Here is a 21,239-nt window from a genome sequence, read left to right as displayed (position 1 = left end):
CAAAGCTAAAGGTGCTTGCGCGTCGCAGAGACAGGATCTTGGTGTATTAACACATCCACCTCCCCGCCGAACTCGGGATGTTTTTGCAGGCTAAAGGCGTCCTTTACCATAAGCTCAACCTCATCGGCGATGCGATGGGCTTGTACTAAGGGAATATGGTCATCCAACTCTAAGTGAAACTCGACAAAACGCACCTTACCGCCTTGGCGGGTACGTAGGGCATGCACCCCGTGCACAGCCTCATGAGCGCAGGCGACCGCCACTATATGAGCTTTTTCTTCATCGGGCAGCTCCTTATCCATAAGATGCCCCGCACTTTCAGTGGCAATTTGCCAGGCGTTATACAATAAATAGGCGGCAACCAAAATGGCGAAATAAGGGTCGGCGCCACTTATCCCGTAATATGCCAATAACAATGCCAACATCACAGCTAGGTTAAGGAACAAGTCACCCTTGTAATGCAAAGAGTCTGCCTTAAGAGCCACAGATTCGGTGCGCTTTAGCGCCTGATATTGCACAAACACCACAACCAGGGTACAGAAGATTGCAAACACACTCACCCAGACACCAAGCAAAGAATGCGTGATGGCGACCGGATTAAACATGCGCTCTATGGCATGAAAAGCGAGCAAACAGCCACTGCCGGCAATAAAAGCAGATTGGCCAAGGCCAGCCAGGGCTTCTGCCTTACCATGACCAAATCTATGGTCATCATCGGCGGGCTTTAGTGCATAACTAAGGACAAAGAAGTTCATCAGGGTGGCACTGATATCCAGTAAGGAGTCGGTAAGGGAGCCCAACATAGCCGCCGACCCCGATGCCAACCAGGCCCAGGCCTTAGCGAAAATCATTACGCTAACCATAATCAGAGTGCTGACGCTGGCAAAGCGCACCCAAAAATCATACCCCTTCCCTGTCTTTGGTTTTGGTGCTGCGTTGGCCACTAATTATACTCGCTATGATTCATTTACTTATATGGGCGTTATTGTAACCAAGTTTGCCATGCTTAGGCTAATTTTGGCTTCGCCCTTGTAGGTCGGGGTTTGCCGCCAGGGATGGCGGTAGTAGAGCAATGCAGGAGCACATTGCCGAAAGGCCGATAATGGAGCACCAATCTCCCTTTGTCGTTGTAGGTCGGGGTTCACCCCGACAATAGAGCATCATTCTTTCTTTGTCGGCGCAGAGCACCGACCTAGATTACAAATAGCGGGAATTCCAAAACGGGTATTGTCCAAGGTTGGAAGCCAGATGTTTACGTAGCGGGTTTGCGGCAATATAGCGAGCAATTTGCAACCTGTCATCTTCGGCCCTTAATTGACGTTCAAAGTAGCCGGGTTGCCACACCTTACCTTTACGCGCTAAAAGCGTGTTGATGTCGGCCGCGGTGGCTCCCTTTAAACGTCCCACCGCCTCGTGCAGATTATCCTTCCTTAAACGTAATAAACCATGGAAATGATCTGGCATCAGCACCCAAGTCAGCCAAGTGCAGCGACAAACAAGCTCATGTTGGTGCAAATGCCAGCAGAATAATGTTGCCAGTTCAAAGCGTTGAAAAAATGGAATGCGTTGGTAACAAGTAAAAGTGATGAAGTATTCACCATTAGCCTGACTAAAACGTCCTTTTCGTAAATCATTTAAGCTCATGTCCAGATCCTTGGAAGGCTAAAATTTGATTATAGTTTAGATTCCTAAGTTAGGTATTTTGCACCGATAAAGGGAAAGTGGTGCTCCATTGTCGGCCTGAAAGGCCGACCTACAACCCTTGCGGCAAAGCCTGACCTACAACGACAATTCAACATGTGGGCATTTTTGTCGGGCTAAAAGCCCGACCTACAACCTATGCGGCAAAGGCTGGCCTACAAAAGATGCGTTCTTAATACCAAGTTTGATATACTTGCGCCAATTTTGGCTTAGCACCTTAGATTGTCGATAAACACCATGCTAGACATCATCTTATTTCAACCGGAAATTCCACCCAATACCGGCAATATTATTCGCCTCTGCGCCAATACCGGGTATCGCCTGCATTTAATCGAGCCCTTGGGCTTTGAATGGGATGACAAACGTATTAAACGCGCCGGTTTGGATTACCATGAATTTTCTCAGGTGCAGCGCCATGCTGATTTGCAAAGCTATATCGACTCACAGCAACCAAAGCGGATCTTTGCCTGCACCACCAAGGGCAAGAAGTATCACCACGAGGTGAACTATCAGGCCGGCGATGCCCTGCTCTTTGGCCCTGAAACCCGAGGCTTACCGGATGACATTATTGCCGCTCTACCAGAGCAGCAGCGCGTGCGCATCCCCATGCAGGCCAATAGCCGCAGCATGAATCTGTCCAACGCGGTCGCGGTGTTTGTGTTTGAATCCTGGCGCCAGCTCGATTTCGCCGGTGCCGTTTAACTCTTCCCATAGGTAATAATTTATGACCCCAACTCCAGAACTTATCACCCGCCTGGTGGCGCAAGCACTTGCGGAAGATTTAGACGGACAAAGCGCCCTTGAGGGCGATATCACCGCGCAACTGATCCCCGCCGAGCAACAGGCCGATGCCAAGGTGATCACCCGTGAAGCTGGTGTATTCTGTGGTAAAGACCTGGTAATCGAAGTATTTCAACAGGTTGACCCAAGTGTAGAGCTGACCTTTTATATCGCCGACGGTGAACAAATGAGTCCGGATCAGCTTCTATTCACCGCCAAAGGCAATGCCAGAGCCATACTGACCGCCGAGCGCACCGCTCTAAACTTTGTGCAAACCCTTAGTGCCACCGCCACTGCGGCGCACAGCTATGCTCAAGTACTGGCCGGTTCTAACACCGAAATCCTCGATACCCGTAAAACCATCCCAGGCTTGCGCGCATTGCAGAAGTACGCGGTAAAATGTGGTGGCGGGCGCAATCACCGTATCGGTCTGTTCGATGCCTTTCTAATTAAAGAAAACCATATCAGCGCCTGTGGCGGTATCAGTGCTGCAATAGCTCAAGCACGTAAAAACCACCCAGATAAAGCGGTGGAAGTGGAAGTTGAAAACCTCAGCGAATTGGAAGAAGCGCTGGCGGCGGGCAGCGATATCATTATGCTCGACAACTTCTCTTTAGAAGATGTACGCACTGCGGTAGAGCGCACATCTGGCCGTGCCAAGCTGGAAGTGTCCGGGAATATCACCTTCGAAACTTTGCAACAATATGCTAACGTCGGCGTTGACTTTGTATCCAGCGGCGCCCTCACCAAGCATATCAAAGCTATTGATTTATCAATGCGTTTCTAAAATAGAACCAAGCAATTTGACGCCGATACAAATGTTACACAATGTTATAAAAAGGGCTACCCAAAATAAAATCTGCGTGATAGCATCTAGTTTCAAAGAATGAGGTTTATAAAATAAAGTAATACTTTGTTATAAATCAATGAAACTGTAACATCGGCAGCGTACACTTTTAAAAAATGCGGGTTAAGTTCGTAGCTCCTTAAAATTAGGCTACAATTTAACCGAACATTAGCGGTGCCGACATTTTTTGTGTTAATGACTTTTAAAATTATTTAAAGCTATTAACATTGAAAACCAACCGGCGCTAAACTAGATTAAAGCAGTAGCTCTGGTTACCTTAACTTTGCCCAAAAAATCCTTTAGGAGAGGAAAATGGAAAAAATGACTCACAACAAACAACAGGGTTTCACCCTTATCGAATTAATGATCGTAGTTGCGATCATCGGTATTCTTGCAGCCATCGCGTTGCCAGCGTATCAAGATTACACTGCAAAATCTCAAGTTGGCTCGGCTCACGCTGAAGTAACCTCTGTTAAAACTCAATATGAAGTGATGATGAATGAAGGCAAAACCGTATCACTTACTGAAACTGATATTGGTTTTATCGGTCAAACAGCAGATGGTGGCACCTACTGCACACTAAACATCGATACTGCCAACGTACTTTTATGTACAGTTAAAGGCGGTTCAGCAGCTGTGAATGGTGCAACTATTACCCTAACTCGTTCTACTGGTGGCATGTGGTCATGCACGTCAGCAGCTGGTTCAGCTACTGGTTGGAAAGCCACTTACGAGCCTAAAAACTGCGGCCCAGCAGCAGCTCCACCAGCGCCAGCGCTTTAATCCATAATTTAAAATATTCCCCTAGCCCTTCTTAAGAAGAGCTAGGGGTGTAACTCCCTCCCAACATTTGGTTGTATCTTGTGTTATTGAATTATTCTTTAGAGCACTTACTTAGACAAATTCCCCAACTGTTTCTTCTTTTCATCTTTTTTGCCCTACTACACAGACTTATCAATAAGTCTTTTTCACCAAAAAAACCTGCTCTTTTAATGCAAAATACTTTTGTCAATTTTTGCTTCTTTGTAATCAATGTTTTTATCATGCTCCCTGTTGCTACCTACTTAAGCCCATTAATATTTAGTGATCCAAGCTTAAAAGGTTCAACTTTGCTAACTGAATTATGGGCTCAATTGCCTGATATTTTAATACTAATTGCGGCCTTAGTCTTTGGGGATTTTATCGGTTACTGGCGACACCGGCTTGAGCACTCAAAGGTGTTTTGGCCATTCCATCTTATTCACCATTCAGATACCTGTATGACTTGGTTTTCTTTAGAGAGAATTCATCCTTTCAACAGGCTAACAACATATGCCATAGACTCTTTATTACTTACTCTTATTGGCCTGCCCTTTTGGGCTATATTTGCAAATTTCACATTCAGGTACTTTTACGGATTATTGATACATGCTAATTTGCCTTGGACATATGGAAAGTTAGGTTTGATTTTTGTGTCACCTGTGATGCATCGTTGGCATCATGCTCTAGATAAAAATGCAATTAACGTGAACTTTGCTTCAGTATTTTCTTTCTATGACAGACTTTTTAAAACGTTTTACAGCCCCGAACATCAATGCAGCAAGACAGGTGCTTTTAACGATACACCTAACAATTTTCTCTCACAGCTAGGTTACCCCTTCAAGGTATTTTTCAAATATGTGAGAAAAATGAGTAGCACCTATCTCTTTAATGAGCCTGGTAACACCCAATAAATACCATTACGTAAATAAACTTATTAGACAATAATAATGCTATGAACACCAATTCCCCCTTAGTAAGACGTCTAGCAAATTTAGGTGCTTTCGACTTGTCCTCACTTTCTACTTTTGAACGTGATCAAGGCTCTAGTTTAGCTGAAGTAATTTGCAAAATAGCTAATATGAAGCCAGAGCAACTTCAAGCTAGGGCAAGCCAGATGTTCCATGTATGTCAAATTGACATCTCACAATTTGATCCTTCTTCGTTTCCTGAACCAGAATATTTAAATGAAAAACTCATAAAAAAACACAAACTGCTCCCTATCGCAGTTAAGGGGAAAACCCTCTATTTAGCTACCGCCGATCCCACAGATTTTAACGCCTTTGAAGACTATGAATTTAATACCGGTATGCAAACTGAAGCCGTAGTCGCTCGTTATGATCTTCTAGATAAAGCCATTGATACTCTTTTTGACAGCACTTCTGGATTAGGCCTTAGCGATGGGGATATGCAAGAGCTGGAGGGCGTTGAATCCGATGAGAGTAACAATAAGAAAAGCCTGACCACGGATGTCAACAGCAAAGAAGACGACGCCCCCATTATCGTTTATATCAATAAGATATTGATGGATGCCATTAAGCGCGGTGCTTCGGACTTACATTTTGAGCCTTATGAGAAGCGCTACCGTATTCGCTTTCGCGTCGATGGCGTGCTCCATGAAATCGCATCGCCACCGGTAAACCTGGAAAGCCGTATTGCCGCCCGTATTAAGGTTATGTCTCATATGGACTTGGCGGAAAAACGTAAGCCTCAGGATGGCCGTATTAAGCTAAAAATAAACGCGAAAAAAAGCATCGACTTCCGGGTCAGTACCCTACCCACCCTATGGGGCGAAAAAATCGTAATGCGTATTCTCGACAGCTCTAGCGCCATGTTGGGTATCGATGTACTGGGTTACGAGCCGGAGCAGAAAAAACTGTATCTCGATGCGCTAGCCCAACCCCAGGGCATGATTTTAGTGACCGGCCCTACCGGCTCGGGTAAAACCGTATCCCTATATACCGGCTTAAATATACTCAATACCGCAGAACGTAATATTTCCACCGCCGAAGACCCGGTAGAAATCAACCTGGAAGGCATTAACCAAGTGCAAATTAATATGCGTGCAGATATGACCTTTGCCAATGCCCTGCGCGCCTTCTTGCGTCAAGACCCGGATGTGGTCATGGTGGGTGAGATCCGAGACTTAGAAACAGCGGAAATCGCCATTAAAGCAGCACAAACGGGCCACCTGGTGCTTTCAACCCTGCATACCAACTCGGCGCCGGAAACTCTGACCCGATTAATGAATATGGGTGTGCCCTCATACAATATAGCTAGCTCGGTGAGCCTGATAATCGCCCAGCGCCTAGCGCGACGCCTTTGTAATCACTGTAAAGAACCGGAACAATTACCCCAGGAAGAGCTTCTAAAGCAGGGCTTTAACTATGAGCAATTAGCTGAACTTACTATTTTCAAGGCAAAAGGCTGTGATGAATGCACCGAGGGCTATAAAGGCCGGGTAGGTATTTATGAGGTTATGCCCATTACCCCGAAAATAGCTGAAATTATTATGCGCGGTGGCAACTCCCTAGAAATCGCCGAAGTTGCAGCCAGCGAAGGAGTAAATAACCTGCGCGCATCCGGCTTAAAAAAGGTCGCCCAAGGGGTAACCAGTTTGGTAGAAGTAAATCGCGTTACCAATGCCTAGGTAACAAACTGAAACCTTTATGCTCTACACTAAAAGTAAGCGAAACGTAATCATCGTGTTACTATTAGTCTAGTTCAACAGGATTGTGGATAAAAGAATGGCAAAACAATTAAAAAGTCAGCAAGACACCTTCCAATGGGTGGGGGTTAGCTCCCGGGGTAAAAAGCTTGAGGGGAGCTTAGCAGCACAAGTATAGCTCTGGTTAAAGCGCAGCTGCGCAAGCAAGGGATCACCCCATCCAAGGTTAAGCGTAAACCCAAATCGCTGTTCGGGAGTGGCCAAAAGCGGATCACACCAAAAGATATCGCCGTGCTTACACGCCAATTAGCGACAATGCTTTTGGCCGGCGTCTCCCTAGTGCAAGCCATTGACATGATTGCCGATGGTTCGGAAAACCATAGCGTTAAAAGCTTGCTTAATAACATAGGGGAAGAGGTTAAGGCCGGCCACCCACTGAGTTTGGCATTGCGTAAGCACCCCAAATACTTTGATGACCTTTATTGTGACCTGGTTGCTTCAGGTGAACAATCCGGTGCCCTGGATAGAATTTTCGACCGAATTGCTCTTTATAAAGAAAAGGCAGAGGCGCTTAAGTCTAAGATTAAAAAGGCACTTTTTTACCCAGTAGCAGTTATACTCGTTGCTATTATAGTTACATCTATATTGCTCGTATTTGTTGTCCCTCAGTTTAAGAGTATTTTTGATGGCTTCGGTGCCGAATTGCCGGCCTTTACGCTTATGGTCATAGGTATTTCCGAGTTTATGCAGGCCTATTGGTGGATAATATTATTAGCGTTAGGGGTTGGCGGATATGCTTTTTCTCAAGCGCGAATGCACAATAAGAATTTTAGCGATAAGGTAGATAAAGCCATTTTAAAAATCCCCGTTATCGGTATGATTTTAAATAAGGCGGCGGTGGCTCGTTATGCCCGCACCCTATCGACCACCTTTGCCGCCGGTGTGCCACTAGTCGACGCGCTAGACTCCGCCGCTGGCGCTTCGGGTAATGCGGTCTATCGCGATGCCATTCTAGAGATCAAAGCAGAGGTGAGTTCGGGTAACCCAATGAACTGGGCTATGCGTAACTCTAACATTTTCCCCGACATGGTGATTCAAATGGTGGCCATAGGTGAAGAATCAGGTGCATTAGACGATATGCTTGCCAAGGTAGCAACTATCTATGAGCAGGAAGTAGATGATGCGGTGGACGGACTTTCCAGCCTGCTTGAGCCCATGATTATGGTTGTGCTTGGTATACTTGTGGGTGGCTTAATTGTTGCAATGTATCTACCTATCTTCCAGCTAGGTAATGTTGTAGGTTAACAGAAAATATATGTTTTCAGAAGTACAAAGCTTAATGCAAGCACAGCCGTGGTTTTTTTATACCACGGCTTTTTTCGTGTCCCTGGCCATTGGCAGTTTTTTAAATGTGGTCATCTATCGCCTGCCGAAAATGATGCAAACCCAGTGGCAGAGTGAATGTCGACTTTTACTGGCGGATGAACTAGCGAAGAGCGATACACAGGAGCCCCAATGCACCTTTAACCTGCTCACTCCCAGTTCTACCTGTCCCAAATGTAAGAGCAAGATAAAGCCCTGGCAGAATATTCCCGTCCTGAGTTGGCTGTTGCTCGGCGGTAAATGTGCCAATTGTAAAAACCCGATTTCGGTGCGTTATCCCGCCATTGAACTAATTACAGCACTGTTAGGTACAGTGGTTGCCTGGCAACTGGGTGCCAGCGAACTGGCACTCTTATACATTGCCGTAACCTGGTGTTTAGTGGCGCTGACCTTTATCGATATCGACCATATGCTGCTGCCGGATCAAATTACCTTGCCATTACTCTGGTTAGCTCTTATTGTCAGTGTTGTGGGCATCACAATTCCCCCAGGCGAGGCAATTATAGGTGCTGCGGCAGGGTATTTAAGTCTTTGGAGCGTTTACTGGTTATTCAAACTGGTAACCGGCAAGGAAGGCATGGGTTATGGCGACTTTAAGCTAATGGCAGTATTTGGCGCCTTGCTTGGTTGGCAGGCCCTGCCCATGATTATCCTGCTTTCCAGTGTGGTTGGGGCTGTGCTCGGCATTATCCTGCTAACAATTCAAGGACGGGATAAAGCAGCCCCTATTCCCTTTGGCCCTTATATTGCCATCGCCGGCTGGATAGCCATGCTTTGGGGCGAGCAGTTGCAGGCAAGCTATATGAGTTTAATCCTTGGTTAAGGCGCATCCCTGGGTCTTGGGTTTAACCGGTGGCATTGGCAGCGGTAAGTCCAGCGCCAGCAAATTTTTTGCCGAGCTCGGCATCGAAGTTGTCGATGCCGACTTGGTTGCCCGCCAGGTTGTAGAGCCGGGCAGCCCGGCCTTAAATGCCATAGTTAAGCGCCACGGGGAAAGCATACTCGATACCAATGGCGCCCTCAACAGAGCTAAGCTAAGAAAAATCGTATTTAGCGATAATAGCGAGAAGCTCTGGCTTAATAACCTCCTTCATCCGCTTATCCGCACCGAGATGCTCAACCAATTGGCAAGAGCGCAAAGCCCCTATGTGATTTTAGAAGCGCCGCTGCTGTTTGAAAACGGACTGGAAACACACTGTCAGCGCACATTATTGATTGATGTGCAATTAGAGCTACAATTAACGCGCACCTGCGAACGTGATAAACTGTCATTGGACGCGGCACGAGCTATAGTTGCCGCACAAATGAGCCGTGGCAATAAAGTGAAAACAGCCGATGATATTATTAGTAATTCCGGCACATTAGCTGCACTTAAGAGCAAGGTGCAGCGCTACCATTACAGTTATTTAAAGCGAGTTAAGTTGCATTCTTGTGCAGATAAGCAACAATAACCATATAACCTGTAATAACTTAGTTTGTTTAAGCTTATTATAATTACATCTAGCTTGCGTTATATCGGTATTTTATGAACATCAACTCTCCTCTGATCCGAAAGTTTATAACCTTGGGTCGCCTTGATAATGACAAGGTAAGACTTGAGCAGGACCGTTGTCGCAGCGCCGCCGAACTGATTGTGCGCTGCAGCAATATGAGTCAAAACGAGCTATTAAGTCAGTGTGTCGAACTCTTTCGTGTCCCCTATTTTGATCTCAGTCAGTTTGATGAACAAAGCATAGATACAAACCTGCTAAAAGAGCGCTTGATCCGCCGTCACCACGTGCTGCCGCTGGCGAAAAAAGGCAACAGACTTATGTTGGCGGTGTCCGACCCCACGGATTACGGCGCACTTGAAAACTACGAGTTCAGTACCGGTTTGCAATGTGATGTGGTGCTTTGCGATTATCAGCATATAGATAAGCTTATTGAATGCCTTTTCGATGCCACCCATGCCTTAAAAATCTCCGAGCAGGACGTTAAGGATCTGGGCCAAATTCAACATGATGAAGGCCATGTGGCCGATGATCATGAAACCAGTGACGACGATGCCCCCATTATTGTCTATATCAATAAAATCCTCCGCGATGCCATTCATCGCGAGGCATCCGATCTACATTTTGAGCCCTATGATGGTGAATACCGTATTCGCTTTCGTATCGATGGCGTTTTGCATGAAATGGCCCACCCGCCGTTTAATTTAGCAAACCGCCTCGCCGCCCGTATTAAGGTGATGGCCAAGCTGGATATTTCCGAAAAGCGTAAGCCTCAGGACGGGCGTATTAAAATGAGCCTGTCACAGCATAGGAAAATCGACTTCCGTGTCAGCACCTTGCCGACATTGTGGGGGGAGAAAATCGTTATGCGTATTCTCGATGGCTCCACTACCCTGCTCGGCATTGATGTGTTGGGCTATGAGCCAGAGCAGAAGCTTCTCTATTTAGACGCATTAGCCCAACCTCAGGGCATGATACTGGTCACCGGCCCTACCGGCTCGGGTAAAACCGTGTCCTTGTATACCGGCCTCAGTATTTTAAATACCGCCGAGCGCAATATTTCCACCGCCGAAGATCCGGTGGAAATCAACGTTAAGGGTATTAACCAGGTACAGATTAACCCCAAAGCCGACCTGACCTTTGCCAACGCCCTGCGCGCCTTCCTGCGTCAGGACCCGGATGTGGTCATGGTAGGTGAGATACGTGACCTGGAAACCGCGGAAATCGCCATTAAGGCGTCACAAACAGGCCACTTGGTACTTTCTACCCTGCATACCAATTCAGCGCCGGAAACCATTACCCGACTGATGAACATGGGCGTGCCTGCCTATAACGTCGCCAGCTCGGTGACCTTGGTAATAGCACAGCGCCTGGCCAGAAAACTTTGCAAGCACTGCAAAGTACCTGAGCAGTTACCTGTGGACGAGCTACTAAAGCAAGGCTACAGCGAAGCGGAAGCCTCTAACTTGACCCTGTATAGGGCCGTTGGCTGCGATGAATGCACCGAAGGTTATAAGGGTCGTATCGGCCTTTATGAAATGTTACCGATTAGTCCGAAGATCTCTCAGGCAATTATGAATGGCGCCACCTCTATAGAGATCGCCGCCATAGCCAAACAAGATGGCTTCACCACCCTAAGAGGCGCGGGCCTGCGCAAAGCGGCGGCTGGCATTACCTCTCTCACCGAAATCAACCGGGTTACCCTGATGTAGCCCGAGCTGAGGGTATATAACTTTCAATTAGCGTCCTGCTTAGATACACTTGCCCGCATCTAAGAATATGCGGAGCGAGTGTAGATGCCTGCGAAAGTAAACTGCCCTACCTGTGAGCAAGGCGTTGAGTGGGGCCCCCAAAGCCCTTACCGACCATTTTGCAGCAAACGCTGCCAACTTATTGATTTAGGCGAATGGTCATCGGAATCAAATAGTATTTCCACGCCCCTGAGCAATGAGCCGCAAAGCGCAGATGCCAGTGCCTTTATCGAAGAAATTGAGGCCATGCTGGCAAAAAGCGAAGATAGCTTTTTTAAAGATTAGTGTAGGTCGGTGCTCTGCGCCGACAAAGGAAGATTGATGCTCTATTGTCGAGCTGAAAGCCCGACCTACAGGCGATAATAAAGAGCGGTGTTCCATTGTCGGGCTTTCGGCAATGTGCCCCTGCATTGCTCTCTTGTCAGGCTAAAGCCTGACCTACAAGTATGGCGGCAAACCCCGACCTACATTTCAGATTTAATTTTTACCAGATCAAAGTCGGCTAATTCGGGAACCAGCTTTTGCAGCTTGGACTCTGTGTTATCAAGCATATTCAAGCAGTTGCAGTACTCTTCCGATTTCAGTGCTAGCTGCTCGGCTTTCTTTTGCAGGGATTTGTCGATTTCTGCGGTAATAATTTCCATCCGGGTGCCCACATCACTGATGCGTTCCTCAATATTCCCCTCACGGGATTCGAGGGCATCTCCGAGTGCTATCAACATGGCTCCCAGCGAGCCCTGAATTGCGGTATGAATCTTTTTCGATACTTCCTCAGCAAAGAAGTCATCAAGCTTGGAGAGAGACTGAGGAGCGATATAAAAGAAATCATCGCCTCGTTTGAATTTATTGCGCAGCGCCTGCTCCACATACAGGAGTTGCGCCTTAAGCACTTCGGGCTCTTTATCGGAAAGGCCTGTGACCACATTCTCAATGGCGCTCAGGCTGATATTGACCCCATCGGTAGCCAACTCCACCAATTCGGGAACTGTATCGCGGATCATTTGATTGTATTGCTCAAGAATTTCCGTTTCCTTGGCATCGAGTTCAATCCACTGACCTCGCACCAGCAGCTGATTGCCCTGGTTAATCTGCACCCGGGTTTGGTTATTATCAACAATGCGAATGGTGTCCTGAGTGATGATCAGGCCATGGGTCAGCTCTACATCACAGTGCCCACGTGCCGCGCTGTGCTCGTCTGACACCTGTGCACTCACATCCATGGATGCCATTATTAACCCAACTGTAAACCCTAAAAAGCGCAGCTTCATAACAACCCTCGACTCAACTGCGGCACAGATTATCAAACGGCGGCTCATAAGCAAACAGCTAAATTTATGTACTAGGGACAGGTGAGCACTTTAATTTCTCAAACTATGACGGTGGACGCTCACATCTTGCTGATGCAAACGATACAAGGGCGCCGCGGGCTTGCGACGCTGGCAACAAAATACATAACTGCCCAGTTGGCACTTGGCTTCTTTTATCGCATCGGCAGCCAGAGCCGCAACCTGATGGCCGTTATGGCAGCAATTGATATCAGGGGAGACCAAACCAACGGCTAAAGACAGTAAAGGGATAAACTGACGCCTTCCCTGCCTGTCGCAACTCCAATAGCCTTTGGCCTTGATATGCTCGGTGCTGAAATAGCCCTCGATCAGGCGATCAAAATCAGCGATAACCGCAGCACAAATAGCCTGCGCCTGAAGGTCGTCGAAGACAACCATAAAGTCATCGCCACCTATATGACCAACAAAACAGGGAACTGTCTGAGTATGGCGACGAATAAGCTCGGCCACCAGCTTGATCACCCCATCGCCATTGTCATAACCATAGAGGTCGTTAAAGGGCTTAAAATGGTTGAGGTCAAAATAAGCCAGGGTAAAGGAGCTGCCTGTATGCAGACGCTGCTCAATGGCTTCATTGATGGCAATATTCCCGGGCAACATGGTCAGCGGATTGGCATGTTGGGCATGACGCACCTTTTCCTCGGTTATATGCTTGAGGATAATTCGCAGTGGCACCACTCCCAGGTATTGCTGGGCGCGAGTGACAATGATATGACGACGAATATCAAGGTCGCCATCGGTGATCTGATGACTAACGCTATCCAAGGTATCATTTTCATCAACCACAAGAAGCGAGCGTTCCATTACCGCGCTGATAGCTTGTCTATCATAAAATGCATGCTCACCTGGAGTCGAAAACAGCTCACTAAGCCGCTCTTTATAAAGCAGACCCACGGGGCGACGCTCGCTGTCTAACACCACCACACACGAAGCATTATTGTCCTCGGCAAATACTTTTTGCGCCTCACTGCAGCTGGTCTGCTGGCACAACGCCTGTTTGGCCTGCGCTAAGTAACCTATATTTAAACCCTGCTCACGGCGAGCTGGGCCCGCTCTCCATGTCGACTCAGGCATATGATGATGCCGATAGTGACACTCGGGTTGTGCGCTTGGGCAGGCCAGCAAGTAGCCCTGAACATTGTCTATGCCCAGCCTGGTCAGCAGTTGAAATTCCTCAAAGCGCTCTATTCCTTCGGCGATCAATCGAGTATTGGTGGCCTTAGCCAAGTCGATAATGGATTTTAAGAACTCCCGTTTGACGGGACTAAAATCACAATGGTCGATAAAATACCTGTCTATTTTGACTAGCTCGGGGCGGATTTCAGACCATTGCTTTAATCCGGAGTAACCAGCCCCCAAATCATCAATGGCGATTTGAAAACCAAGCTCGCGATAATGTTCCACCGCTATTCGTAATAGCCTAGCATCCTCAACCTTATCCTGCTCGGTGAGCTCAATAACCACCTGCTCAGGTCCCAGGCCATATTTACGCAACAAGTGTAGCGTTTGCCCCTTTGGGTGGGCGGGATCAAGCAAAGTATTAGGGCTGACATTTAAAAACAGCTTACCTGTCAGTCCCAGCTTGGCAAAGGTGGCAATGGCCGTTTCGCGGCATAATAATTCTAATTCGGAGAGCCGACGCGCCTGTTGCGCACATTGAAACAACACGGCCGGAGCGTGCAAGGGACTGCCTTCAGGGCCTCGGCTCAAGGCCTCATAGCCAATTATTTGCTGCTGCGTAACATCGAAAATAGGCTGAAATAGGGTTGTGATCGACCGCTGCCGCAATATCAAGGTTAATTCTGCTATCAAGTCCGTATTCACCGGCCTACTACACTAAAAGCACAAACGGTGGCGCAGGGTAGCACTTGAATATGACAAGTATATGAAAAGGTTTATTTTTCTCCTTTTTTATTTAAGTGTGGGTTAGTGCTCTATTGTCGCTCTGATAGGCCGACCGACAGGCGAAAAAAATGCCGCTGAAAAGCGGCATTTTCTCTATATCGCACTACAAATGCAAGAAAGGCGATTAAGGCATGGCGTCTAAGTCCGCACCTTCTTTTTCCACCTCTACCGGGATCAAATCCTCTTTACTCACACCTAGCGCCACGGCTACCGAACTGGCAACGTACACTGAAGAGTAAGTACCGATGAACACACCAAATAGCAATGCCGTAGCAAAACCGTGAATGGTCTGTCCACCCCATACGAACAAGGCAATCAATACCAAGATGGTGGTGATTGAGGTTACCAAGGTACGGTTCAGAGTTTGCGTCAATGAAATATCGATGATCTCTAAGGTGTCATCGGTACGCACTTTACGGAAGTTCTCACGAATACGGTCGGATACAACTATGGTATCGTTGAGTGAGTAACCTATTACCGCCAAGATGGCCGCTAAGATGGTTAAGTCAAACTCAAGACCGAGTAATGAGAACAAGCCCATGGTTAACACCACATCGTGGAAAAGCGCGAATACCGCACCCAGTGCGAAGCGCCACTCAAAGCGCATCGCCACATAAAGCAAGATACAGATAAGCGCCGTTAACATGGCCAAACCGCCCTGCTCTTTAAGGTCTTCCCCCACACTTGGGCCAACAAACTCGATACGACGCATTTGCGCATCGGCATCCGCTTGTTTCATTGCCGTCATCACCTGGTTACCAATCACCTCGGCCTTTACGCCTTCACCCTGAGGTGGCAAGCGCACCAAGACGTCTTTACTGGAGCCAAATAGCTGTACCGACGCTTCAGCAAAGCCATTTTCGGCAAGTACTTTACGCACATTGCTTAGATCGGCCGGTTGTGAAAAACCTACCTCAACGGCGGTACCGCCGGTGAAATCCAAACCAAAGTTAAGGCCTTTAACGAAAAACGACGCGACAGAAGCAAAGATCAGCAAGATGGAGAAACCCATTGCCAATTTGCGTGCTTTCATAAATGGCAAGGTGCCTTTTACTTTTAATAATTGCATGCTTAGTTGCTCCTATATCGACAGCTTTTCAATGCGTTTGCCGCCAACGATCAGGTTGATCACCGCACGGGTACCGACAATGGCTGTAAACATTGATGTCAAAATACCAATGGCTAGAGTTACCGCGAAGCCGGCAATCGGGCCTGTACCCACTGCAAACAGAATAACCGCGGCAATCAGGGTGGTGATGTTGGCATCAAATATGGTGCTAAAGGCGCTGTCGTAACCGAAGTGAATCGCCTGCTGTGGGCTGCGGCCATCGGCCAGCTCTTCACGGATACGCTCAAAAATAAGTACGTTGGCATCAACCGCCATACCTACTGTCAGTACGATACCGGCAATACCAGGTAAGGTTAGAGCGGCGCCAGGGATCATCGACATAACACCGACAATCATAATCAGGTTGGCAGCAAGCGCCAGGTTGGCAACCATGCCGAAACCCTTGTAGTACAGCAACATAAAGGCAAGCACAAAGGCAAAACCAAGCACAACCGCTGTCATACCCGCTTCGATGTTTTCCTGACCCAGGCTTGGACCCACGGTACGCTCTTCAACGATTTGAATCGGTGCAACCAGGGCACCAGCGCGAAGCAGCAAGCTTAGGTTATGAGCTTCAGCCGGGCTATCAAGACCGGTAATACGGAAGCTGCGGTTTAAACGCGCCTGGATGGTAGCCACGTTGATAACCTCTTCCACCTTGATCGGCGGCAGGGCTTTACCATTGGCATCCACTTCACCGGATGGCTTGTACTCAATAAATACCGTGGCCATAGGTTTGCCAATAGCGCGTTTAGTAAAGGCATCCATCTTGGCGCCGCCTTTGGAGTCAAGCGAGATGTTTACCTGCGGACGCTGGTATTCATCCAGGCTCGATTGTGCACCGGTAATATGGCTACCTTCTAAGATCACGCGCTTTTTAAGCACCACGGGACGACCCGTACGATCCATGATGATCTCTGTGCCCGGCGGCACACGACCCTGCATGGCAAGGCCTGGATCGGCATCTTGATCCACTTCGCGGAACTCAAGGGTAGCCGTAGCACCCAGGATTTCTTTGGCTCGCGCCGTGTCTTGTACGCCCGGAAGCTGGACGATAATACGCTCAGCACCTTGGCGCTGTACGTTTGGCTCGGCCACACCGATTTGGTTAATACGGTTACGAATAATGGTTTCGTTTTGCTTGATGGCGTAATCGCGCAACTCTTTGATGCGCAGCTCGCTCATGGTTACCACAAAACCGCTGTCGTTGTTGCTATCGTCGCTAAACATATAGCCCTGATAACGGCCTTGCAGGAATTTCTCCGCCGCGCCTTTATCTTCTTCGCTGCGCATAACTACCTGCACCGAGTCGCTGCCAGCAACTCGGCGTATGGTACGATAACGTAACTTTTCTTCACGTAAATCCGAGCGGAAGTCCTGTTCCATCTGGTTCAGTGCATTGTCCATAGCGGTCACCATGTCAACTTCCATGGTGAAATGCACACCACCACTTAAGTCAAGACCCAGCTTCATTGGATTACCACCAATCGACTTCAACCACTCGGGCTGTGCCGGCGCCATATTAATGGCTGAGATGTAGTCTTCACTTAAGTTGTCGCGCAAGATGTCCTGAGCTTTTAGTTGTTCTTCTACGTTCTTAAAGCGAACCAGGATCTGCCCGTCTTCGAGCTTGCTCGATTTGGATTCAATTTTATTTTCGCTAAGGATGGTATTTACCGTATCTAGTGCGCTTAGGTCTGCGTCGGCACCTTTGGCGCCCGTTACCTGAATGGCAGGGTCGCGACCATAGATGTTAGGGGTGGCATATAGCACCCCTACCGCAAGCACTAAAAGCACGAGTAAATACTTCCATAAAGGATACTTATTTAACACGTATCTTTCCTTTTTATAGTGACTTCATGGTGCCTTTAGGTAGCACTGCAGAAATTGAGGCTTTCTGTACAGTCACTTCAGCTTGGTCGTTTAAGGCGATGGTTACGAAGTCTTTGTCTTCGGTTACCTTAGTGATTTTGCCCACTAGGCCGCCTTGAGTAAGGACTTCATCACCCTTGGCTAGGGCGCTCATCAGGCTCTTATGCTCTTTTACACGCTTAGCCTGTGGACGGTAGATCAGGAAATAAAATACCAAGCCGAAAATGGCCAGCATGATTAGCATTTCATAACCGCCACCAGCAGGTGCGGCACCAGCTGTGCTGGCATGAGCGTTAGCAATAAATAAACTCATCAGGTGTTCCCCTTCAGTATGTAACTATTAATTTTAATGTCTTAATTTATACGCAAGCCCGCACAAGGCGGGCCAGCAGTTATTCTGTTTCAGCAAGTTCAGGAACCGGCAGATTACGGCGAGCATAAAAGTCCGCCACGAATGCGTCAAGCTCTCCTGCGGCAATGGCTTCACGCAACCCTTCCATAAGGCGTTGGTAATAACGCAAATTATGGATAGTGTTAAGGCGCGCACCTAAGATCTCATTACACTTATCCAAATGATGCAGATACGCGCGTGAGAAGTTAGTACAGGTATGGCAATCACATTCGCTATCAAGTGGTGCTGTATCTTTTTTATGCACGGCGTTGCGGATTTTCACCACGCCATCGGTAATAAACAGGTGACCATTACGGGCATTTCGCGTCGGCATAACACAGTCAAACATATCGATACCACGGCGCACCGCCTCGACGATATCTTCCGGTTTACCCACCCCCATAAGGTAACGTGGCTTTTGCTCCGGCATCTTGTAGGCACAGTGATCCAGGATGTTGATCATGTCTTCTTTTGGTTCACCTACGGACAAACCACCTAGGGCATAACCGTCGAAACCAATTTCTTCCAACCCTGCTTGCGATTGCGCACGCAGCTCTGGATACATGCCGCCCTGGATAATACCGAATAAGGCCGACGGGTTGTCGCCATGACCTTCTTTAGAACGTTTTGCCCAGCGCAGCGACAGCTCCATAGAATCTTTAGCCTGCTTTTCGGTTGCAGGATACGGCGTACATTCATCGAAGATCATCACAATATCTGAACCTAGATCGCGCTGCACTTGCATCGCCTTTTCCGGGCTTAGCATGATTTTCTCGCCGTTCACCGGTGAGCTAAACAACACACCCTCTTCGGAGATTTTACGCATAGCACCCAGGCTAAATACCTGGAAGCCGCCTGAATCGGTCAGGATAGGCTTATCCCAGCCCATAAAGTCGTGCAGATCACCGTGCTGTTTGATGATCTCAGTGCCCGGGCGCAACATCAGGTGGAAAGTATTACCCAGACAAATATGCGCTCCCGTGCCTTTTAGCTCTTCAGGAGTCATGCCTTTTACCGTGCCGTAAGTACCCACGGGCATAAATGCCGGAGTTTCCACTACACCACGGTCAAAAATCAAGCGACCACGACGGGCTTTGCCATCGGTTGTATCTAATTCAAATTTCATATGAACCTCAATCGGTCGGAAAAACAGTCCAACTCTACTTAACTGTTGCGAACTTAGGCGCAATTTAACCGTCCGATTCTACCTTTTTTGGCACGGCAATACTATGAATTGGGGCAAATCGAAAAAATAAAAGGGGGGTGGGTTAGGTTATGCTCGCAGCTTCGCGTTTTGTAGGTTGGCCTTTAGGCCGACATGGTGGCAGTTGTGCATATTTGTCGGGCTGAAAGCCCGACCTACAGGCAGCAAGGGGTGTATGTTTGTAGGTCGGCCTTTAGGCCGACAAGGTGACAGTTTTGCATACTTGTCGGGCTAAAAGCCCGACCTGCAAGGAATGAAAGACCTAGAGCTAACTTGTTTGCTTGGTTAAGAACATGGCATCGCCATAACTGAAAAAGCGATAACGCTCTTTGATGGCCTCGTGGTAGGCATCCATAATATGCGTTTGCCCCGAGAAGGCGCTGACCAGCATGATCAGGGTGGACTCTGGCAAGTGAAAGTTGGTGATCATGGCATCGACCACATTGAAATGGTAGCCGGGGAAGATAAAGATATCCGTGTCGCCAAAGTAGCTTTTAAGCTCGCCGCCACCGATTTTCGCCGCCGACTCCAAAGAACGCACCGAGGTTGTACCCACGGCGATAACTCGACCGCCACGCGCTTTAGCGGCCTGCACTGCGGCCACCACCTCTTCTGGCACTTCAATGTATTCCGAGTGCATATGGTGATCGGTAACGCTCTCTACGCGCACCGGCTGAAAGGTGCCGGCTCCCACATGCAGGGTGACAAAGGCCATCTCAACATTCTTGTCTTTTAGCTGCTGCATCAGGGCTTCATCAAAGTGCAAGCCAGCGGTTGGCGCCGCCACGGCACCGGGTTTTTCACCGTAAACGGTCTGATAACGCTGTTTATCTTCGTCGTTATCCGGACGGTCGATATAAGGCGGCAAAGGCATATGACCAATTTGTTCCAGGGTCTCCAGCACCGAACCCTCGCCTTTTAATTCCAGTTCGAATAACTCACCCTGACGGCCAAGCATTTCCATTTCTGCTTTGCCTTCAAGCAGCAGCATGGTGCCAGGCTTAGGTGACTTGCTCGAGCGCACATGAGCTAAAACCCGCTTATCATCCAATACGCGCTCAACCAGCACTTCCACCTTACCGCCGGAAGCCTTATTGCCGTGCATGCGCGCCGGGATCACCTTGGTATTGTTAAACACCAAAAGATCGCCAGGCTCGATAAAGTCGATAATGTCTTTGAAAATATGATGAGAGGTCGCACCGCTGTTACCATCCACCTTAAGCAAGCGGCTTTGGCTGCGCTCCTTTTGTGGAAAACGGGCAATTAACTCTTCGGGTAAATCAAAACTAAAATCGGCCACACGCATGTCGGGCTCTCCAGGGTGCTGAAAATCGCGCCAAGTCTAGTGATTCCCCAATCCGAAATCAAGCACACTAACCAGCCCGAGCTTTGGATTCGCCACAGGCTAGAGTTCTGCCATAAAAGGGTGACCGCTTCATACCCCGAAGAAAATCAAAAAATATTTGCTGCAAAAACATCAAACTAACCACAAGTTGATTGTTTTTTAACTAGCGTTACTTTTGCTCTGCAACTGCTTGGCTATACTGAATAGTTCATGGTCTGTCTGAGCTTATCTGTGCATTTGCCAAAGATACAAGCAAGACGGCCAATACCAATTGGTGTAAATGCGCTACCCGTGCCAACTAAGGTGGCACAACAAAAAAACTAATAATGGCCCAACAATGGAATGTGGCAAACCAGGTTACTGGTTCAGGAACTCCGCGTCACCGCCTGTGTTCAGGGGTGTGGAAGACTACAAATAAAGGAAATCGGCATGTTTTTTTTAGTTACTCTACTTTTGTGCGTCAACCTCTTTATAGCTGGGCAATGTTATATGCATGCCAAACGTAAAGGCTATCCGGTTAAGCTCTTTCTGGCCTTGGGTCTGGTGCCCTACTTCAACTTAGTGATCTGGGTGTACCTGCTGTTTCTACCGGCGTTGGAAAAACATCAGTTTGGCTCAAAAACAACTCCTTAGGTCGGTGCTTCGCGCCG

General features: G+C 48.0%; 20 protein-coding genes. 11 read left to right on the top strand and 9 right to left on the bottom strand.

The window, feature by feature from the left end:
- Positions 1 to 5 precede the first annotated feature (5 nt).
- Both C2M17_RS07205 and C2M17_RS07200 read right to left on the bottom strand, forming a co-directional pair.
- Positions 6 to 863, bottom strand: a complete 858-nt coding sequence (locus C2M17_RS07205) for a cation diffusion facilitator family transporter (protein ID WP_105200303.1) — start codon at positions 861 to 863, stop codon at positions 6 to 8.
- Positions 864 to 1,197: 334 nt separating this feature from the next.
- A complete protein-coding gene (locus C2M17_RS07200) occupies positions 1,198 to 1,644 on the bottom strand; it encodes an REP-associated tyrosine transposase (RefSeq protein WP_105200154.1) in 447 nt (148 codons plus the stop codon).
- A gap of 294 nt (positions 1,645 to 1,938) precedes the next feature.
- Between C2M17_RS07200 and trmL the strand changes: the two genes are divergently transcribed.
- The 10 genes from trmL to yacG all read left to right on the top strand — a co-directional run bounded on the left by trmL (position 1,939) and on the right by yacG (position 11,703).
- Positions 1,939 to 2,403 carry a tRNA (uridine(34)/cytosine(34)/5-carboxymethylaminomethyluridine(34)-2'-O)-methyltransferase TrmL gene (gene trmL / locus C2M17_RS07195; RefSeq protein WP_105200153.1) on the top strand — a complete coding sequence of 155 codons (465 nt, stop codon included), beginning with the start codon at positions 1,939 to 1,941 and terminating at the stop codon, positions 2,401 to 2,403.
- A gap of 22 nt (positions 2,404 to 2,425) precedes the next feature.
- A complete protein-coding gene (gene nadC / locus C2M17_RS07190; RefSeq protein WP_105200152.1) occupies positions 2,426 to 3,268 on the top strand; it encodes a carboxylating nicotinate-nucleotide diphosphorylase in 843 nt (280 codons plus the stop codon).
- A 372-nt stretch (positions 3,269 to 3,640) separates the two neighbouring features.
- The gene (locus C2M17_RS07185) at positions 3,641 to 4,111 is read left to right on the top strand and encodes a pilin (protein ID WP_105200151.1); all 471 of its coding nucleotides are present in this window, start codon (positions 3,641 to 3,643) and stop codon (positions 4,109 to 4,111) included.
- An 80-nt stretch (positions 4,112 to 4,191) separates the two neighbouring features.
- Positions 4,192 to 5,040 (top strand): sterol desaturase family protein, encoded by an 849-nt coding sequence (locus tag C2M17_RS07180; protein WP_105200150.1) that lies wholly within the window; start codon positions 4,192 to 4,194, stop codon positions 5,038 to 5,040.
- Positions 5,041 to 5,081: 41 nt separating this feature from the next.
- Complete coding sequence (pilB, locus tag C2M17_RS07175; RefSeq protein ID WP_105200149.1) at positions 5,082 to 6,776, top strand: type IV-A pilus assembly ATPase PilB; 1,695 nt, start codon at positions 5,082 to 5,084, stop codon at positions 6,774 to 6,776.
- 309 nt (positions 6,777 to 7,085) lie between these two features.
- Positions 7,086 to 8,099 carry a type II secretion system F family protein gene (locus C2M17_RS07170; RefSeq protein ID WP_442792599.1) on the top strand — a complete coding sequence of 338 codons (1,014 nt, stop codon included), beginning with the start codon at positions 7,086 to 7,088 and terminating at the stop codon, positions 8,097 to 8,099.
- Positions 8,100 to 8,109: 10 nt separating this feature from the next.
- Positions 8,110 to 9,000, top strand: a complete 891-nt coding sequence (locus C2M17_RS07165; protein WP_199776001.1) for a prepilin peptidase — start codon at positions 8,110 to 8,112, stop codon at positions 8,998 to 9,000.
- Positions 8,993 to 9,628, top strand: coding sequence for a dephospho-CoA kinase (coaE, locus tag C2M17_RS07160; RefSeq protein WP_105200148.1), 636 nt, complete (start codon positions 8,993 to 8,995; stop codon positions 9,626 to 9,628). Before C2M17_RS07165 ends, coaE begins: the two co-directional genes overlap by 8 nt.
- A 74-nt stretch (positions 9,629 to 9,702) precedes the next feature.
- On the top strand, positions 9,703 to 11,379 hold the full coding sequence (gene pilB, locus C2M17_RS07155; protein WP_105200147.1) for a type IV-A pilus assembly ATPase PilB: 1,677 nt from the start codon (positions 9,703 to 9,705) through the stop codon (positions 11,377 to 11,379).
- 84 nt (positions 11,380 to 11,463) lie between these two features.
- Positions 11,464 to 11,703, top strand: coding sequence for a DNA gyrase inhibitor YacG (gene yacG / locus C2M17_RS07150; protein WP_105200146.1), 240 nt, complete (start codon positions 11,464 to 11,466; stop codon positions 11,701 to 11,703).
- Positions 11,704 to 11,882: 179 nt separating this feature from the next.
- On the opposite strand, the gene C2M17_RS07145 is transcribed toward yacG, so the two are convergent.
- From C2M17_RS07145 to queA, 7 genes are all read right to left on the bottom strand, one after another.
- Positions 11,883 to 12,647 carry a DUF2884 family protein gene (locus C2M17_RS07145; protein WP_105200145.1) on the bottom strand — a complete coding sequence of 255 codons (765 nt, stop codon included), beginning with the start codon at positions 12,645 to 12,647 and terminating at the stop codon, positions 11,883 to 11,885.
- A gap of 129 nt (positions 12,648 to 12,776) precedes the next feature.
- Positions 12,777 to 14,576, bottom strand: coding sequence for a bifunctional diguanylate cyclase/phosphodiesterase (locus tag C2M17_RS07140; RefSeq protein WP_105200301.1), 1,800 nt, complete (start codon positions 14,574 to 14,576; stop codon positions 12,777 to 12,779).
- 217 nt (positions 14,577 to 14,793) lie between these two features.
- Complete coding sequence (gene secF, locus C2M17_RS07135) at positions 14,794 to 15,738, bottom strand: protein translocase subunit SecF (protein ID WP_105200144.1); 945 nt, start codon at positions 15,736 to 15,738, stop codon at positions 14,794 to 14,796.
- Positions 15,739 to 15,750: 12 nt separating this feature from the next.
- Positions 15,751 to 17,610 (bottom strand): protein translocase subunit SecD, encoded by a 1,860-nt coding sequence (gene secD / locus C2M17_RS07130; RefSeq protein WP_105200143.1) that lies wholly within the window; start codon positions 17,608 to 17,610, stop codon positions 15,751 to 15,753.
- 13 nt (positions 17,611 to 17,623) lie between these two features.
- The gene (gene yajC / locus C2M17_RS07125) at positions 17,624 to 17,962 is read right to left on the bottom strand and encodes a preprotein translocase subunit YajC (protein WP_105200142.1); all 339 of its coding nucleotides are present in this window, start codon (positions 17,960 to 17,962) and stop codon (positions 17,624 to 17,626) included.
- Positions 17,963 to 18,041: 79 nt separating this feature from the next.
- The gene (gene tgt / locus C2M17_RS07120; RefSeq protein ID WP_105200141.1) at positions 18,042 to 19,166 is read right to left on the bottom strand and encodes a tRNA guanosine(34) transglycosylase Tgt; all 1,125 of its coding nucleotides are present in this window, start codon (positions 19,164 to 19,166) and stop codon (positions 18,042 to 18,044) included.
- 346 nt (positions 19,167 to 19,512) lie between these two features.
- Positions 19,513 to 20,550, bottom strand: coding sequence for a tRNA preQ1(34) S-adenosylmethionine ribosyltransferase-isomerase QueA (gene queA, locus C2M17_RS07115; RefSeq protein WP_105200140.1), 1,038 nt, complete (start codon positions 20,548 to 20,550; stop codon positions 19,513 to 19,515).
- 468 nt (positions 20,551 to 21,018) lie between these two features.
- On the opposite strand from queA, the gene C2M17_RS07110 reads away from it, so the two are divergent.
- Complete coding sequence (locus C2M17_RS07110; protein ID WP_105200139.1) at positions 21,019 to 21,222, top strand: hypothetical protein; 204 nt, start codon at positions 21,019 to 21,021, stop codon at positions 21,220 to 21,222.
- Positions 21,223 to 21,239 lie beyond the last annotated feature (17 nt).

Source organism: Pseudoalteromonas sp. T1lg10, from assembly GCF_002964545.1.
Lineage (GTDB): Bacteria > Pseudomonadota > Gammaproteobacteria > Enterobacterales > Alteromonadaceae > Pseudoalteromonas.
The sequence above is the reverse complement of the archived record's forward strand: the minus strand, read 5'-3'. Positions and strand labels throughout refer to the sequence as shown.